Raw genomic sequence first — 15,838 nt, forward strand, 5'->3', positions numbered from 1 at the left:
ATCCTAAACCTTGAGCCTGGCATTTGCCGGGCTTTTTTGTTGGCGCGCGGTTATCTTTATTGTCATTGCGAGGAACGAAGCAATCTCGTCTGATGCATGACGGACATGCATTTATCCGACGATCTTGCGACGAGATTGCTTCGTTCCTCGCAATGACAAGTTGTATAAACAAAAGTGGCCCGGGTAATGCCCGGGCCACTTCTGTTTTAAGCTGATCAATTGTACTCAATTCTTCAGCTTCGCTTTAAACACTGCTTCCAGTTTCTGTACTTTAGGTAAAATAACCAGGCGGCAGTAAGGTTTGCTGCCATTCAGGTTAAAGTAGTTTTGATGATAGCCCTCGGCTTTGTAGAATGCTTTGAATGGGGTGATCTCCGTTACGATTGGGTCTGGATACACTTTGGCTTTGTTCAGCTCGGCCTTGGCTTTGGCAGCTAAGGCTTTCTGCTCTGCACCGTGATAGAAAATGGCAGAGCGGTATTGTGTGCCCTCGTCATCACCCTGACGGTTTAAGGTAGTTGGATCGTGCATTTTGAAGAAAATCTCCAGCAGATCATTATAACTCACCACTTTGGGGTTGTAAATAATATTCACCACCTCGGCATGGCCGGTGTTGCCGGTGCACACATCCTCATAACTTGGGTTACGTACGGTACCGCCTGAGAAACCCGATTCGGTTTTAACCACACCTTTAACACGTTGAAAAATAGCTTCAGAACACCAGAAGCAGCCCATGCCAAAAGTAGCGGTATCGGTAACAGGTTTGGCTTGAGCAAAAGCGCGGCCGCCAAAAGGCAGCATCAGGGCCAGCAACAGCAGGCCGGTTATTTTTTTCATATTGATGATCATTTTATCTAACAAACGAAATCGGCCTGCAAATAATTTCCGGGTTTTGCCATCGGCCGGTCAAAAATAGGTAATTATGAGTTGGCGACATTGCAACAAGTTTGAGGGAGATGATAATCTTGAGCGCTTGTGGCGAAAGCGTGACATCAAATGCCCCCGCGCGTGTTTCGACAAAGCTCAACATGACATCCCCCTACTTTTAAAAGTATAAAAGATAAAGGGCGTCGGGTGTCATCCTGAGCATCGTCGAAGGGCGCGGGAAGGCCTAGTTGCAATGTAATTACCGCACACTAACCGTAACTTTCCCCTCCAAATCTCTTGATGACGTTCCCGCCATCAGCACATATTTGCCCGGCTCTACCGTCCACTTCTTATCTTTCTCGTTGTAATAAGCCAGATCAGATGCTTTTAATTTTAGCGACACTTTAATTGATTTACCCGCAGGCACCAATACCTTTTGGAAAGCTTTTAGCTCTTGTTCCGGCCGCTCTACAGCCGATCCATCTTTATGCACATACAGTTGTACCACCTCTTTACCAGAACTCTTGCCAGTGTTGTTAAGGGTTACACTGGCGGTAATAACATCGTTTGAAGTATAGCTGACTTTATCAGTAGTGAAGTTTGAAAGCGAGAATGTGGTGTACGATAACCCATAACCAAAGCAATACAGTGGATCAATCTTTTTGGTATCAAACCAGCGATAGCCTACCAGAATGCCTTCTTTATACTCGGCTATATCATTGTTGCCGGGATAGGTGTGCAGGGCATGGGCCGGTGAATCATCCAGTGATGCGGGGAACGTAAACGGCAGTTTGCCTGATGGATTAACGCGCCCCAGCAGCACATCGGCCAGGGCGTTGCCGTGCTCAGAACCGTTGTACCAATCCCATAACAGGGCAGGGGCTTGCTGTTTCAGTTTGCCCAGATCATAAGGTGCGCCGCCGGTAAACACTACGATGGTGTTGGGGTTGGCTGCCAGCACAGCGTCGGCCAGTTCCTGCCCGCCGAACGGGATGCTCAAATCTTTGCGATCCGTGTTTTCGGTTTCGTAACTACGATTGCCGCCAATGCACAAAATCACCAGGTTGGCTTTGCTGGCCATAGCAACGGCCTCGGCAATTAGTTTGGCATTGGGCCTGTTACTGGCTGCTTTTACAGAATCGGGTGCGTTGGCTTTGTAGTTGCCGTTGTAGCCACGGGCAAAGGTAATGTTAACGCTAGGCAGGCGGTTTTTTAGTCCCTGCAAAACATCAACTTCGTATTTGGCTTTTACTCCGGCTCCGTAACCTTCCAATGCAAAATGATGGACCGCATTGTCGCCAATAACAGCAATGTTTTTTACACTTGATAGGTTGAGCGGTAACAAACGGGCATCTTTTTTCAGGAGTACAACAGACTCTGATGCAATGTCATACGCTGTTTTGTAATGCGCAGGCGAGTTAAGTTGCGGTTTCTTTGTATCAGCAGCCAAAGCTGTATGATAAAGCAGGTTAAGAATGCGATAGATCTTATCATCAATCACCTTCACTGGTACAATGCCTTCCTGAACCGCGGTTTTGAGTGGCGCAGCAAAAAAGTATTTATCATAACTACCGGGAGAGCCCATCTCTATGTCCAGTCCGTTAAGTGCCGAGTTGACCGTGCTGTGCACTCCGCCCCAGTCGGAGATCACCACGCCTTTAAAACCCCATTCTTTTTTCAGGATATCGTTGAGTAGGTAGCTGTTCTCGGCACAATAACTGCCGCGTACTTTGTTGTACGCACTCATGAGCGACCATGCGTCGGCCTGCTCCACCGCGGCTTTAAAAGCAGGCAGGTAAATTTCGCGCAGCGCACGTTCGCTGAGTTCAGCACTTACCTTGTAGCGGTCGGTCTCCTGGTTGTTAACGGCGTAGTGTTTAATACAGGCGGCCACATGCCATTGTTGAATCCCTTTGACGGTTTGCACAGCTAATGTCGAATTAAGTACAGGGTCTTCTGACAGATATTCATAAGTACGTCCGTTAAGTGGTGTGCGGGCAATATTGAAAGCCGGCGCCAGTATCACATCCTTTTTGCGGGCGCGTGATTCTTCGCCCAGATCCTGCCCGTAGCGCAGGGCCAGCGCTGGGTTCCACGTAGCCGCAATGGCCGATCCGTTAGGGAAGAACGTGGCCGAGTCTGTAGTTAACTTGCGCGGTGCCCAATGGTCATCAACTTCCTCGCGCACCCCCAACGGGCCGTCATCTGTCAGTAAGGCCGGGATATGCAAGCGCGGTACAGCACCCGTGCCAAACTTGCTGTCGGCATGCAGCATGGTGATTTTTTCGTCGAGGGTTAGCTGTTTAAGCAGCCGTTTTATTTTGGCATCAGTTTGTTTGTCGGTTTGCTGAGCCTGTGCAACGGGTAACCCAAGCAGCAAGGCAAAGCCCAGCGCGCTAAGGTTTAGGAGCTTTATTTTCATGTAGAAAGGTTGAACTATAGATAAATAATTGTGTTTGTGCTATTTTAATACTTTTATTGCTAACCTTAAAATTGCCGGTCTAAAAAATGGAAAAAGATCTCGCCTTGCTCAAAATTTCCCAACCGGCCCATCGGGCTTTGGCCAATGCCGGTATTTTGTCGTTGCAGCAACTCTCCGGTTGGACCGAAAAGCAATTGTTGCAACTGCACGGATTAGGTCCGTCGGCTATCCCCATTATTAAAGCTGCGCTTGCCGAAACGGGCTTGCAACTGGCAGAGAAGTAAATGGTCCAAAGCCCAAATTGTTGTGGTGCTGAAAGGAATAATTAACAGAATGATTTACGCACTTGTTTTAGTGTTTTTTACGGTCGTTTTGAGTATTATTGTGGTTCAAACCAAATCAACTAACCTGAGAAAATGACTGTCAGAATCAAGCTATTAGCTCCTCTGGCTATGGTGTGTGCTTTATACACCAGCAGCTTGCAGGCGCAAACCTTTAAAACAGACCCCGCGCTGTTAAAAACCATCAATAAAAATTTTACTGATGCCGATGCCCAATACAAAGTTTTAGCCGGCCGGTTAAAGCCAGATCGTTTCCCCAAAACTTACTATGCCGATAAAGACAGCCTGGAAACCAGCGCGTCCGGTTGGTGGTGCAGCGGCTTTTATTCGGGCACTGCGTTATATCTGTATCAGCAAACCAAAGACATGGCTTTACTGGCCGATGCCAATAAATCGTTAGGTTATTTAGCCAAAGAGCAATACAACAAAGGCACGCACGACTTGGGTTTTATGATGTATTGCAGCTTTGGCAATGCCATGAAAGTAGAGCCGAAAGATGAGTATAAGCAAATTCTTATTAACAGCGCCAAATCACTCTCTACCCGCTTTAACCCCAAAATGGGCGTCATCAAATCATGGAACTCCAATAAACCCGAGTACCTGGTGATTATTGATAACATGATGAACCTTGAACTGCTGTTCTGGGCCACCCATGCCACCGGCGATTCCAGCTATTATAAGATTGCCGTTGCGCACGCCAACACTACCATGAAAAACCACTTCCGCCCGGATTATAGCTCTTACCACGTGGTGGTTTATGATCCTGAAACTGGTGCTGTGAAGGAAAGACGTACCGCACAAGGCTACGCCAACGAGTCGGCTTGGGCTAGGGGACAAGCATGGGGACTGTATGGTTACACCACCCTGTATCGCGAAACCAAAGACAAAAAGTACCTGCAGCAGGCTAACCATATTGCCAAATTCATTTTGAACAACCCAAATCTGCCGGCAGATAAGATACCTTACTGGGATTTCAATGCGCCCAATATTCCAAACGCCCTGCGCGATGCTTCGGCCGCAGCAGTGATGAGCTCGGCCCTGTTGGAGTTGTGTAAATATACCGATGCAGCCGACGCAAAAACATATTTCAAGGTAGCCGAGACGATTCTGAGAAACCTTTCGGCTCCAAAATATAAAGCGGCGGCCGGCACCAACGGTGGTTTTATATTGAAGCATAGCGTTGGCCACTTCCCTAATCAAACAGAGATTGATGTGCCATTAACTTATGCCGATTATTATTTTGTTGAAGCGATGCTTCGTTATAAAAACTTTGCCAAATAAATGAAGAAACTCACCAGCCTTTTGGCCCTGCTGGCAAGCTGCACGTTAAGCGGCTTTGCCCAAACCGATACCACCAAAGCACCGGCCCCGGTATTGCCCGGTGTTTATGCTGATCCGAATATTGCAGTTTTTGGCAACAGGTTTTATATCTATCCAACTACGGATGGTACCGAAGGCTGGCAATCAACTTATTTTACCTGCTGGTCTTCTGCAGATTTGGTACAATGGAAAGATGAGGGCAAGATCCTCGATCTGCCGCGCGATCTTACCTGGGCCGCCGCGCGCGCCTGGGCACCCACCATCGGCACAAAAAATGGCAAATATTATTACTACTACGCTGCCGATACCAACATTGGCGTAGCGGTAGCCGATAAACCGACCGGTCCGTTCAAAGATCCGCTGGGCAAGCCGCTGATAAAAAGAGGGATGTTTAAGGGCCAGATGATTGATCCTGCGGTGTTTACCGACGATGACGGCTCAAGCTACCTGTACTGGGGTAACGGCAGCTGCCATGTGGTAAAACTGAATGAGGATATGATTAGCTATGATAGCACCAAAATAGTATCCTTTAAGCCGCAGGATTATAACGAGGGTCCGTTTGTTATTAAGCGCAAAGGTATTTACTATTTAATGTGGTCTGAGTTTGATACCCGCGATCCGCGGTATTCGGTTTGGTACGCTACCTCCACGTCTCCGCTGGGGCCGTTTGTTAAAGCTCCGGGCGGCCCAATATTGAAAGGTCGCGGTGTGGTAAAAGGCGCCGGCCACCACTCGGTGGTGCAGGTGCCTGGTAAAGATGAGTGGTACATTGCTTATCATCGTTTTAAAATCCCGGACGGCAATGGCTATAACCGCGAAACCTGTATCTCATCGCTACATTTTGATGATAAAGGAAATATCTTGCCGGTGGATGTATTTGAAGAGATTAAACCTGTAGAAATAAAGGAATGAGAAAGCTAATGTGTTTACTACTGCTGATCCCGGTGCTGTCGGTATCGGCACAAAATAGAAATAAGGCGGTGGCTTTATCAGGCAGAAAGCTTTGGCTGAATTATATGGACAAAGTGGCTCGCCCGGTACTGTCCAACCTGGCTGCCGACGAGCTGAAAGCCAATATGCCGGTTATGCTTTCTGAGCGGATTGATAATAAGGAAAGCCGCAGCAAAGTGGCCTATCTGGAAGCTTTCGGTAGGACCATGAGCGGCATTGCGCCCTGGCTGCAACTGGAAGGCGGCGATGCTGATGAGGTAAAGCTGCGGAACCAATACCGCGCCTGGGCTTTAAAAGCTATAGCCAATTCAGTAAATCCCAAAGCTAAGGATTACCTGCAATGGACAGGCGGGCAGCCTTTGGTTGACGCCTCTTTTTTGGCGTTGGCCCTGGTGCGTGCGCCATGGTTATGGGAGCATCTGGATGCAACCGCACGAGAGCAATTAGTAGCCGCTTTTAAAACCACTCGTGCTACGGTGCCCGGCTATAGCAATTGGGTACTGTTCACGGGTATGATTGAAACCTTCTTTTGCAAATACGGACTGGATTATGACCCCGTGCGCATTGAATATGGCGTGCGCGAGTTTAACAAACACTGGTACGTGGGTGATGGCATGTATGCCGATGGGATGAACTTTCATTTCGATTATTACAACAGCATTGTCATCCACCCATACCTCAGCACCATACTTGAGGAGGTAAATGCGAAAAAGAAAACTTACGTCGCAGAACAAACCGCAGAGGATATGGCCGGCAGGCGTTATGCCGAAATTTTGGAGCGATTGATCAGCACAGATGGTACTTATCCTATCACCGGCAGGTCAATCACGTATCGTTGCGGTAGTTTCCATCACCTGGCTAATCTGGCATTGAAAAAGCAACTGCCGGCCAGCTTAAACCCGGCTCAGGTGCGCTGCGCGCTGGAAGCCATGCTGAAGAAAACCGTTGGCGCTCCCGGTACCATCAATGAGAAAGGTTGGCTGAGTCTGGGTGTTTATGGCGCTCAACCCGGCCTAGCCGATGCTTATATTACTACCGGCAGCGAGTATCTGTGCGCCGAAATTTTCCTGCCGCTGGGACTGCCCGCAACTGATGATTTCTGGAGCAAACCAGATGCGCCGTGGACTGCAGTAAAAGTTTGGAGCGGCCAGGACATGCATTTGGACCATGCCATGGATATGAGGAAGTAGTTTTAAAGCATGCTCGTTCAGGCGTCAACGCTTGAACTAAGAAAACAGCCCTTGCTGTAAAGCAAGGGCTGTTTTCTTAATAACATGTCATTTCGACCAACGGGGGAACTACTCTCTTGAACGGAGTGAAAAATCTTATACGATTGCAACCCGAACGATAAGCCTGTCGCGCGTATAAGATTTCTCTTCCGCGCTTACGCTTATTCCCCGCTCGTGCTCATCGAAATGACAACCTTGTTAGGCTTTTTACGATGATATTACTTCACGGCATCACCTTCTTTTACCTCATCGCTCGGTTTGGTCATGATCTGCTCACCGGGTTTCAACGCCCCAAAAACTTCGGTAGAATCACGGCCCGCCAAGCCTTCTTTAATATCGGTCAGGTGCGCGCGGCCCTGGTCAACAGTTACCACGTACTCGCGCTCGGTAGAGCGTACGATGGCGCTGTTAGGTACGGCGAGGGTTTTTACACCGCTTTGCATCGGTACGGTAACCTCGGCATACATGCCTGGCTTCATGGTATCGTCATTGTTTTCAACGTCAATCTCAACCGCTTCAGAACGCAGACCACTCAATGCGTTGGCTGCGCGACTAATTTTGGCCTTATGTGTTGTACCCGGCATGGCGTTCAGCACAAAGCTTACCTGCTGCTTGCGGTCAATCTTATCGGCAAAATCTTCGGGTATGTAAACCTCCAGGCGCAGTTTACGGGTGTCTTGCAGTATTAACATTGGTTGATCAGCGCCTTTGCCTGGTGATACCAGTGCCCCCGGCGATACATTACGCTGGGTAATGGTGCCGTCAAACGGCGCGCGTATGTTCAGGTAATCCTGCACGGCTTTTACCGAGGTAACGTTTGATTGTTCTGATCTGGCAATAGCATCGTCGGCTTTCATCCGCGCCAGCGCATTGTCTAACTCCAATGGCGATACCGATCCCGGTTCTTTGGCTGCATCCTTTAGTCGGTTGTATTTCTCTTTGCTGGCGGCGGCATTTTCCTGTGCCTGGGTATAGCGCGAGGTAGCCGCCTGCAGTTGGCCCTCCATTTCAGGGGCCTCCAGCGTCATTAGCAGTTGACCTTTATGCACAACGCTGCCGCGGTCAACATAAATATTTTTTACAAAGCCGTTCACTTTGGGAAAGATGAACACCTGGTTAAATGATTTAAGTTGGCCGGGTACGCGCAACGTATTGGTAAGCGCGCGTTCAGCTACAACGCCCACCGGATTTTCGGGTGCGCTGTTTTTAGTGCCGGTGGTAGTTTTGGTCATATCAACCGGGTGGTTGTTGGAGCATGCTGCCAGCAACGCCGCGGTAGATAATATAATGATGGGTTTTATTTTCATGATTTGTGGTGGATAATTAATTGATAATAGTTTCTGCCTGATGTTGATGAACGCCGTTTAACTCGGGGTGATGCTGACCTGTTTCGGCACTTTTATCGCCATTGAGTTTAACGCCTTCCAATAATGACGGCGATTTGTAGCCGGTTTTTTCCTGCATCCAGGCAAATACCAGCGGCAGGATAAACAGGGCGGCCAGGGTAGAGAAAAATAAGCCCCCGATAACCGCACGACCCAGCGGCGCGGTCTGTTCGCCCGCTTCGCCAAGGCCCGATGCCATAGGGATCATACCGGCCATCATAGCCAAACTGGTCATCAAAATAGGGCGGAGCCTGATAGATGCTGCCGTTATTGATGAGCGTGTAGCGTCTTTATACTCATTGCGCAACAACTCGGCATTGGTTACAATCAGAATTGCGTTGGCAACAGATACACCGGTAGACATGATCATACCCATGTACGATTGCAGGTTGAGGGTAGACCCCGCGGCCAGCAAGGCCAGCAATGACCCCAGAATTACCGCCGGAACGGTAGATAATACCGTCGCAGCCAGCTTAAAGCTCTGGTAGTTGGCCGTTAACAACAGCAAGATTACTAAAATGGCTATAGCCAGGCCGTTTTGTAAGCTGCTTAATGTTTCAATCAGCAGGCCAGACATGCCTTCTACGGTTGCCAGTAAGCCCTTGGGTGGTTTACCAACAGCGGCAAGTGCTTTGTTAACATCAGACGTAGCAGTGCCCAAATCTTTTTTGTAGATGTTGGCGCTCACCGTTAAGTAACGGCGCGGACCGCTTCTGTCGTACTCGCCGGGTACGTAAGTAGTTTTAAAATCGGCCACATCGCCAAGCACCGGTGTGCTTTGCCCTTTTACCAGCGGAATTTCGCGCAACTCTTCCATGGTGTTCATCACGTACTCTGGTACCTGCACCTGCACCTGGTAGGTGTAGGAGTTGTTAGCATCCAGCCAAAGGTTTTTATTGGTAAAGCGGCTGGATGAAGTGCTGGCCGTAACAGAGGCCGCAATGCTTTTGGTATCCAGGCCCAGTTGCGATGCCTTTAACCGATCAAGCGTGATGGTAATTACCGGGAACCTAAGCGGCTGGGTTATCTGCACATCGCGCAGGTAGGTAATATGCTTTAGCTTGTTTACCACCTTGTTGGCATAATCTTCAATCTGAGCCATGTCTTTTCCGGCCACCTGCACCTCTATTGGTGTTGATGCGCCCTGACTCATAATTTTCTCGGTCATGTCTATCGGCTCAAAGCTTACCTGCATTTCGGGCATTTTATAAGCGATGTTTTTGCGGAGCGCATCTTTCAGCTCATCCATGTTCATTTTATAACCTTCGTCAAGGTTTACCTGAACCACGGCTTCATGTGTGCCTGTATTAAATACATACAAGTTACTGCTGCCAAAACTGCTGGGCACCAGGCCCACGTAACCAGAGGTAATAGCCACATGATGATCTACCGTTTGGTCAATAATTTTCAGCACATCCTTAAATTTCTCTTCGGTGCGCTCTAAACGGGTACCCTCCGGCTCTTTAATGCGTAGCTGAAACTGGCCGTTATTTAGTTTCGGCATCATGTCTTTGCCAATCACCACAAAACAAACACCGGCCAGCACCAATACCCCCACGAGGTATAAAGGCACAATGATTTTTTTCTTAGGCATCCAGCGTGAAATAATGCGCATGTAACGCAGCTTAACGCGTTCAAACAGATCATTTTTTTCAGGATGCTCGCGCTCATTTTGCAGGTGGCGTTCTATCTGTTTCCCTTCCTCCGCATCCATAGATTCGCCGGCGTGCGCATGTACTTTGCCGTGCTCGTAGTGCTGGTATCTTTCGGCTTTGATAATCCAGTTAGAAAGAATAGGCACCAGCGTTTGCGCCAGCACGTAAGACACGATCATGGTTAAACCGATGGATAGCGACAGCGGCAGGAACATGGCTTTAGGTACGCCATTCATCATAAATGACGGGGCAAATACGGCCAGAATACACAGCAGGATGAGTAACAGCGGGAAGGATATTTCCTCGCAGGCATCATAAATAGCCTGGGCTTTATCTTTGCCCATCTCCAGGTGCTGGTGGATATTCTCTATCGTCACCGTGGCCTGATCGACGAGGATACCGATGGCCAGTGCCAAGCCGCTCAACGTCATAATGTTGATGGTTTGCCCAAACATGCCCATCAACAGCACCCCAATCAGGATGGATACCGGAATGGTGATAACCACAATGAGGCTGGAACGCCAGTCGCGCAAAAAGAGCAGTACCATTAAACCGGTAAGCAGCGCGCCAAGGCCGCCCTCGGTCATCAAACTTTTTACCGCATTGATTACAAATACCGATTGGTCAAACTCGTAAGAAATTTTTACGTCATCGGGCAGCAGGTTCTGCATTTCGGGCAGTTTGGCTTTAAGCGCACTTACTACAGACCAGGTAGAAGCATCGGCCGTTTTTACCACCGGCATATAAACCGAGCGTTTGCCGTTAATGAGGGCATAGTCAACCGTTACGTCGGTAGCGTCGGCTACGCGGGCAACGTCTTTAATCAGTATAGGAACACCGTTTTGGGTCTTGATCGGGATATCCCCAAAGTTGTTAGACTTGCCAATAAGGGTATTCATTGATGTGAGGAACATGGTGTTGTTTAAGCGCAGGTTACCAGACGGCGACATGACGTTAAACTTGGCCAGCGCTTCTACCACCTCATCTGGCGTCAGGTTATAACTGCGCAGTTTATTGGGGTTAACACTCACGGTAATAGAACGGGCGTTTGAGCCAAATGGCGGCGGCGCAGAAAGGCCCGGAATAGTAGCAAAAGTTGGACGAATACGGGTAGACGCCAAATCGTATATATCCTTCAAACTACGTGTAGGGCTGGAGAAAACCAGCTGACCAACCGGCAGCGACGAGGCATCAAACCTGATTACCTGCGGCGGCAGTGCACCCGGCGGGAAGAAACTCATTACACGGTTTACCTGTAAGGCCACCTGTGCAGATGCTTCGGCCATATTGGTAGACTCGTAGAAGGTGAGTTTTAAGAGCGTTAAGCCCTGGATGTTTTTACTGGTAATACTTTTTACACCGTTAATGTACAGAAACTGATCCTGCATACGGGTAGAAAAGAAACCCTCCATTTGCTGGGGCGACATACCCCCGTATGATTCAATGACATAAATGGTGGGCAGGTTAAGCTGCGGGAAGATATCAATGGGTATTTTGATGGCGCTCAGCACGGCGAAGATCAGCAAGCTGATGGTGATAACCACCGTTGTAACCGGCCGTTTTAGCGCTGATGTTACTATAGACATAATTGTTTACTTTATTAGGGTTAAAACAGAGCCAACCTGGTTATCGGTCACCGCTTTTTGGAACAGTGCCGCGGCATACGCATAGCGGGCCTGCACGGCATCGGTCTCGGCGCGGTAAAGAATATTCAGGGCAGCGTTCAGCTCAATAATATCAGTCAAGCCATTGCGATAGAGCGATAGCTTCTGGCGATAGCCTGCATTGGCGGCCCTCAGCTGGCGTGGAATTTCGTCCAAACGCAGCACGGCCGTATTCAACTGGGCATCGGCCAGGCTTGCGTTGGCGGCCAGTAGTTGCTTTTGCTCTTGTAGTTTTTTGAGGCTGTAATCGGTCTCCACCTTCTGGCTGTGCAGCTTGAGGTGGCGGCGGCGTAAATCAAATAAATTATAGCTGATACCCACGCCCACCAGGTAGTTGTCTCGATCAAAACCCCAGCCTGATGATAGCGGGTTGAAATGATCGTTCGCATCTACGCTTGAGCCACGACCCCAGGCCGCGGCCTCCAGCGAGATTTTGGGGTTATAGCTTTTCTTCACCATATCCTCGCGCTGCAAACTGCCGTTATAAAGCGATTGATAGTAATTGATGAGCGGGTGCCCGGCCGTATCGGTATTCATCATGGGCAGGCTGTTTGACTGGGCAATCAGACGGTGTTCTATCAAAGTATCGGCAACGATAGATTGATAGGGCAGACCGCTGATGGTGGCCAGCTGTAACTGCACCTGTTTTAGCTGGTCGGCCAGTTCGAGGTAGTTTAAGCGCGATTTGGAGAGTTCGGCTTCGGCAATGCTGGTATCAACCCCGGCACGTACGCCACTTTTGGCAAGTGAATACACCGAACGCTCAATCTCCTGGTTGCGCTTAATATTGGCCGACTGGATCTCCATCAGCTGTTGCAGGCGCAGCAGGGCCAGATAGTTGTTAATGGCATAAGCCTGCAACGCAAATTTAGAGCGGGCAAACTGCTTTTGCTCGGTACTTACATCGGCTTCGGCTACGCGGTTTTGGGCGCCATATGAGCCAAAGTTGTATACTTCCCAGTCAAGCGCAGCCACACCTACGTTGGCAGATACGGTGGTAGTATTGTTATCTACCCGTACACCACGCGAGTTAGAAGGGATGATGCCGAAACCAAAATATGGACCGGCAACATTGTTGTTGGTACCAATATCGGCCTGGTAATTCAGTTTTAAATTAGGTAGCCAGTTGTTGCGCACTTCTGCGGCCTGGCTTTGCCGCACCAGTATGGCGGCAGAGTCTGTTATCAGGGTAGGGGCGTTGGTGTTTACCCGGTCCAGCAGTTGGCCCAGGGTAACCGGCGTTTGCGCATAAGCGGGTGTGCCGGCAATTAGTATCAAAACCCCGTATAAGAATTTCTTTAAACCTGTCATAAAATTGATGAGTAATCAATCAGAAAAATCGGCTCAAATCAGACTGCGCAGCAAAACAAGGCTACGCAACAGGTAAGTGCCGGTAAATAAATGTTTAAATGGAGAGTGCAGGCAGGTATGTGCCTGCGCGACAGGTCATCAGATCCGTAGTGAGCGGATGGTGAGGTAAACAGGTTGCGGTGAATCATCGCGATGATCCAATAGCGTAATCCACAGTGATTTGCGCAGTTTCCAAACCGGCAGCACGCAAAACAGCAAAATAACGCAGGCGCTGAATCCTTTCAGAAAGTCAGTTACCGAACGTTTATCATTTGTTACCGATTTATAGGTGCGCTGCAGCAGGCCCACACAGTCTGTGGTATTATTAAGGTTTTCGGTCTTTCTTTTAAATAAAGAGTTATGACTGATAACCGTTTTTACGGGCTGCGTTGTGGTTAAGCAGGGTAAATGAAAGATATGACATACCGCTATGGTAAAGTACAAACAGGCCATCAGTAATGACAGCATGGCCTTGTGTTCCTTCTTTTTTAAACGGTAGTTCATTTCAACACACAAAGTAAAAGCTATTTGTGGGAATTTTTCATGAAGTTTTGCAACAATTGTTTTGCAATGCCACCAGATTAGGGTATCGTTCTAGGAAATAATTTATAAATGTGTGATAATATTCTACAATTACTGGGTTATATCATATAAAAATAAAATTATCAATTACGTATTATTGTCCCACCAATTATCTAATGCCCGCTTACTCCCATTATAGCGACAACGTGCTGATGCTCCTTTTAAAAGAAGGGGACGCAATTGCCTTTAATGAGATTTATAGTCGTAACTGGCAGCAACTTTACCAAACCGCTTACCGTCGTTTAAAAGATCGCGAGCTTTGCAAAGACGTGATACATGACGTGTTTGCCGACTTGTGGAACAAATGCGCCGAGAAGGATATTGCCGATTTGCAGCCTTACCTGCACACCGCCGTTCGGTATAAAATTTATACGTTATTAGCAAAGGGCAACGCGGCACCACATTTTGTAGAACCGTTTGAAGATATGGCCGTATCGCCGGTAATGGCAGACAGTTGGCTGGAAGCAGACGAACTGGAACGCCTGATTGGCCTTTGGCTGGATACCCTGCCCAAAAAGCGCCAGCAGATCTTTAAAATGCGTTACGAGGAAAATCTTTCTACCAAAGCCATTAGCGAGCAACTCAATATTTCGCAAAAAACCGTGCAGAACCAGCTGCTCAACAGCATAAGCGGTTTGCGTGGCTACCTGAGTCATTACCTCACCATCCTTATTATTCTGGGTTTCTTCAATAAATAACAGCGTTTTCTATCCGCAGAAAAAAAAGTTAAAATTTTTTTGGGAGATTTTAATTTCTGCAAGACAATGTTAATGAAGGCCCGAAGATCGCACCGGTCTGTTGCCTTTTATAAACCGTACAATAAATAAAACTTAATAGTGAATTGCTAGTGCTTTGGGCATAGCTGCACCCTGTATTTATTATTGAAAACATTAGCTATAAAGCTGTCATGAAATCAAAGAAACCCGGCGTTAAACAATTGCAGCAATTAGCCGCAAAGGTACTGAGCGGAAAAGCTACGCCTGCCGAGAAAGCTTTTCTTGACAGCTATTATGATGTTTTTGATAGTCCGCAAAATAAAGCAGATGATTTGCCTGCCGGCGATGCACAACAACTGGCCGAAGAAATTAAAGCACGGCTTGACCACACTACCGGCAAACGCTATGGCATGCTAAGGCAAATGAAGTTTTACCCAATTGCTGCCAGCTTAGCATTGGTATTTGCATTTGGTTTCTGGGCGGCTTATAAGCATTTTATCATTGCAAACTCAAAACAAAACCTGTCCGCCAGCGCACGCCCCATTGTGCCTGGCGGCAATAAAGCAACTTTAACCCTGGCCGATGGTCGCAAAATATCACTGGGCGATCATTCTATCGCTGCGCTGAGCAAATTGCCGGGGGTAAAGATCTCAACTACCAAAGATGGCCAGCTTATTTACCGGGTAATTAGTGTGGCCGGCGAGCCTGCCAACGGCAAGCAGCTGAACACGATGGAAACGCCGCGCGGCGGCATCTACCAGATCTATTTGCCTGATGGTACGCACGTTTGGTTAAACTCGGCCACCAAGCTTACTTATCCGGTGGCTTTTACCGGTCATGAGCGCAGGGTGGAGCTAAGTGGTGAGGCCTATTTTGAAGTAGCACACAACCCGGCAAAGCCGTTTAAGGTAATTAGTAAAGACCAGGAAATTGAAGTATTGGGTACGCATTTTAACGTAAATGCCTATGCTGATGAGCCCAATTTCAGGACCACGCTGCTAAAGGGTAGTATTAAGATTACGGCCACCACATCTGGCGCAGCCAAAATCATTAAGCCCGGTCAGCAAGCGGTGTTGAGGCAAACCGGCATACAGGTGCATAAAGCCGATACCGGCAACGCCATTGCCTGGGAAACCGGTACTTTCTCTTTTGATAATGAGCCAATAACGAGTATAATGAAAAAGATATCAAGGTGGTATGACGTAGACATTGTTTATAATGACGATGTGAGCGACATACGCTTTGGTGGAACTGTTTCGCGTTTTGCTGATATAACCAAAGTACTCAGTAAATTACAACTAACCAATACTGTACACTTTAAGATTGACGGAAGGAGAATCCTGGTTATGAAATAAT

Annotated in this window: 12 protein-coding genes; 6 read left to right on the plus strand and 6 right to left on the minus strand. The window is 48.2% G+C overall.

Annotation, left to right across the window (positions count from 1 at the left end; all coding sequences use genetic code 11):
• Positions 1 to 225: 225 nt before the first annotated feature.
• Positions 226 to 837: a peptide-methionine (S)-S-oxide reductase MsrA gene (gene msrA, locus ABZR88_RS03155; RefSeq protein ID WP_107830181.1), complete on the minus strand. Its 612-nt coding sequence runs from the start codon at positions 835 to 837 to the stop codon at positions 226 to 228.
• Positions 838 to 1,126: 289 nt separating this feature from the next.
• Complete coding sequence (locus ABZR88_RS03160) at positions 1,127 to 3,289, minus strand: glycoside hydrolase family 3 C-terminal domain-containing protein (protein WP_107829600.1); 2,163 nt, start codon at positions 3,287 to 3,289, stop codon at positions 1,127 to 1,129.
• Positions 3,290 to 3,375: 86 nt separating this feature from the next.
• Here ABZR88_RS03160 and ABZR88_RS03165 point away from each other — a divergent pair, with 86 nt between their 5' ends.
• The 4 genes from ABZR88_RS03165 to ABZR88_RS03180 all read left to right on the plus strand — a co-directional run bounded on the left by ABZR88_RS03165 (position 3,376) and on the right by ABZR88_RS03180 (position 7,091).
• On the plus strand, positions 3,376 to 3,573 hold the full coding sequence (locus tag ABZR88_RS03165; protein ID WP_107829601.1) for a hypothetical protein: 198 nt from the start codon (positions 3,376 to 3,378) through the stop codon (positions 3,571 to 3,573).
• A 132-nt stretch (positions 3,574 to 3,705) separates the two neighbouring features.
• A complete protein-coding gene (locus ABZR88_RS03170) occupies positions 3,706 to 4,911 on the plus strand; it encodes a glycoside hydrolase family 88 protein (protein WP_107829603.1) in 1,206 nt (401 codons plus the stop codon).
• Positions 4,912 to 5,862: a family 43 glycosylhydrolase gene (locus ABZR88_RS03175; protein ID WP_107829605.1), complete on the plus strand. Its 951-nt coding sequence runs from the start codon at positions 4,912 to 4,914 to the stop codon at positions 5,860 to 5,862.
• Positions 5,859 to 7,091: a DUF2264 domain-containing protein gene (locus ABZR88_RS03180; protein ID WP_107829607.1), complete on the plus strand. Its 1,233-nt coding sequence runs from the start codon at positions 5,859 to 5,861 to the stop codon at positions 7,089 to 7,091. The genes ABZR88_RS03175 and ABZR88_RS03180 overlap by 4 nt, the downstream gene beginning before the upstream one ends.
• Positions 7,092 to 7,348: 257 nt before the next feature.
• On the opposite strand, the gene ABZR88_RS03185 is transcribed toward ABZR88_RS03180, so the two are convergent.
• From ABZR88_RS03185 to ABZR88_RS03200, 4 genes are all read right to left on the minus strand, one after another.
• Positions 7,349 to 8,437, minus strand: a complete 1,089-nt coding sequence (locus tag ABZR88_RS03185; RefSeq protein WP_107829609.1) for an efflux RND transporter periplasmic adaptor subunit — start codon at positions 8,435 to 8,437, stop codon at positions 7,349 to 7,351.
• Between the two features lie 16 nt (positions 8,438 to 8,453).
• Entirely contained in the window at positions 8,454 to 11,756 is a 3,303-nt protein-coding gene (locus ABZR88_RS03190; RefSeq protein ID WP_107829611.1) for an efflux RND transporter permease subunit, read from the minus strand.
• A 6-nt stretch (positions 11,757 to 11,762) separates the two neighbouring features.
• On the minus strand, positions 11,763 to 13,145 hold the full coding sequence (locus ABZR88_RS03195; protein WP_107829613.1) for a TolC family protein: 1,383 nt from the start codon (positions 13,143 to 13,145) through the stop codon (positions 11,763 to 11,765).
• A gap of 138 nt (positions 13,146 to 13,283) precedes the next feature.
• Positions 13,284 to 13,688, minus strand: a complete 405-nt coding sequence (locus ABZR88_RS03200) for a hypothetical protein (protein WP_107829615.1) — start codon at positions 13,686 to 13,688, stop codon at positions 13,284 to 13,286.
• Positions 13,689 to 13,882: 194 nt separating this feature from the next.
• Between ABZR88_RS03200 and ABZR88_RS03205 the strand changes: the two genes are divergently transcribed.
• Together ABZR88_RS03205 and ABZR88_RS03210 are read left to right on the plus strand one after the other, a co-directional pair.
• Complete coding sequence (locus tag ABZR88_RS03205) at positions 13,883 to 14,464, plus strand: RNA polymerase sigma factor (RefSeq protein WP_107829617.1); 582 nt, start codon at positions 13,883 to 13,885, stop codon at positions 14,462 to 14,464.
• 209 nt (positions 14,465 to 14,673) lie between these two features.
• Positions 14,674 to 15,837 (plus strand): FecR family protein, encoded by a 1,164-nt coding sequence (locus ABZR88_RS03210; RefSeq protein ID WP_107829619.1) that lies wholly within the window; start codon positions 14,674 to 14,676, stop codon positions 15,835 to 15,837.
• Position 15,838 lies beyond the last annotated feature (1 nt).

It is taken from the genome of Mucilaginibacter yixingensis (assembly GCF_041080815.1).
GTDB classification, from domain to species: domain Bacteria; phylum Bacteroidota; class Bacteroidia; order Sphingobacteriales; family Sphingobacteriaceae; genus Mucilaginibacter; species Mucilaginibacter yixingensis.

Bases quoted from the DNA above. Each gene is read 5' to 3' on its own strand.
- ABZR88_RS03170 (WP_107829603.1), top strand. From the start codon at position 3,706: ATGACTGTCAGAATCAAGCTATTAGCTCCTCTGGCTATGGTGTGTGCT.
- ABZR88_RS03195 (WP_107829613.1), bottom strand. From the start codon at position 13,145: ATGACAGGTTTAAAGAAATTCTTATACGGGGTTTTGATACTAATTGCC.
- ABZR88_RS03185 (WP_107829609.1), bottom strand. From the start codon at position 8,437: ATGAAAATAAAACCCATCATTATATTATCTACCGCGGCGTTGCTGGCA.
- ABZR88_RS03180 (WP_107829607.1), top strand. From the start codon at position 5,859: ATGAGAAAGCTAATGTGTTTACTACTGCTGATCCCGGTGCTGTCGGTA.
- ABZR88_RS03175 (WP_107829605.1), top strand. From the start codon at position 4,912: ATGAAGAAACTCACCAGCCTTTTGGCCCTGCTGGCAAGCTGCACGTTA.
- ABZR88_RS03190 (WP_107829611.1), bottom strand. From the start codon at position 11,756: ATGTCTATAGTAACATCAGCGCTAAAACGGCCGGTTACAACGGTGGTT.
- ABZR88_RS03160 (WP_107829600.1), bottom strand. From the start codon at position 3,289: ATGAAAATAAAGCTCCTAAACCTTAGCGCGCTGGGCTTTGCCTTGCTG.
- ABZR88_RS03205 (WP_107829617.1), top strand. From the start codon at position 13,883: ATGCCCGCTTACTCCCATTATAGCGACAACGTGCTGATGCTCCTTTTA.
- ABZR88_RS03210 (WP_107829619.1), top strand. From the start codon at position 14,674: ATGAAATCAAAGAAACCCGGCGTTAAACAATTGCAGCAATTAGCCGCA.
- ABZR88_RS03200 (WP_107829615.1), bottom strand. From the start codon at position 13,688: ATGAACTACCGTTTAAAAAAGAAGGAACACAAGGCCATGCTGTCATTA.
- ABZR88_RS03165 (WP_107829601.1), top strand. From the start codon at position 3,376: ATGGAAAAAGATCTCGCCTTGCTCAAAATTTCCCAACCGGCCCATCGG.
- msrA (WP_107830181.1), bottom strand. From the start codon at position 837: ATGAAAAAAATAACCGGCCTGCTGTTGCTGGCCCTGATGCTGCCTTTT.